Source organism: Actinoplanes cyaneus, assembly GCF_016862095.1.
GTDB lineage: Bacteria > Actinomycetota > Actinomycetes > Mycobacteriales > Micromonosporaceae > Actinoplanes > Actinoplanes cyaneus.
Genome location: NZ_BOMH01000163.1, coordinates 1 through 1061 on the forward strand (window position 1 = coordinate 1; position 1061 = coordinate 1061).

1 protein-coding gene is annotated in these 1061 nt (G+C 64.9%); it reads left to right on the top strand.

The window, feature by feature from the left end; translation table 11 throughout:
- A partial coding sequence (locus Acy02nite_RS46160; protein ID WP_203756810.1) for an IS3 family transposase occupies positions 1 to 1023 on the top strand: 1023 nt, incomplete at its 5' end.
- Positions 1024 to 1061 lie beyond the last annotated feature (38 nt).

The window sequence follows — 1061 nt, forward strand, 5'->3', positions numbered from 1 at the left end:
CGGCAGGAGGCGATCGACAACGGCGAGTTGCCCGGTGTGACGTCGACCGAGCTGGCCGAACTCAGCAGGGCACGTCGGCGTATCGCTGAGCTCGAGGCCGAACTGGCGATCCATCGCCGTGCCGCCGAACTGCTGAAGGAGGCGGTGCCCTCAAAAGCCCGGTACGCGGCCATCAAAACCCTGGCCGCTGAAGGGTTCTCCGTTGATCTGTGCTGCCGCGTGCTGGACGTGTCGGTGTCCGGCTACTACGCCTGGCTCAGCCGTCCACCGTCAGCCCGCTCGCTGCGCCATGCCTGGCTCACCGAGCAGATCCGCGCAGTCCACGCGGCTTCGCGCGGTACCTACGGCGCAGGCAGGGTCCACGCCGAGCTCCGGCTCGGCCACGGCATCATCGTCGGGCACAACGCGGTCGAGATGCTGATGCGCCGCGCCGGGATCAAGGGCCTGCCAACGCACCGTTACCGTCGGCCGCTGCATGAGACTCCCACTGCCAGCGACCTGGTCAACCGTCAGTTCGCCCGCGAGGCTCGGGATCTGTTGTGGGTCACCGACATCACCGAACACCCGACCCGGGAGGGCAAGGTCTACTGCGCCGTGGTGCTCGACTCGTTCTCCCGCCGAGTCGTCGGCTGGTCCATCGACGCGTCACAAACCTCGGCGCTGGTTACAAACGCCCTGAGCATGGCTATCAGCAACCGCCAGCCAGACGCCACTGTGATCCACTCCGACCACGGGGTGCAGTTCACCTCCTGGGCCTTTACTGAACGCGCCCGCGCCTCCGGGCTGGTGCCCTCGATGGGCTCCATCGGGGACTGCTACGACAACGGCATGATGGAGTCGTTCTGGGGCCGCATGCAGACCGAGTTGCTGAATCGCAAGAAGTGGAAGACCCGCATCGAGCTGGCCAACGCGATCTTCGACTACCTCGAAATATTTCACAACCGGCAACGCCGCCACAGCTCCCTGGGCATGCTCACACCCAACGAATATGAAAGGCTCCATACCACCCTGTCAGTCGCATAGAACCAGCTGTCACGGCTCCGTCAAACCCGGGGAAGATC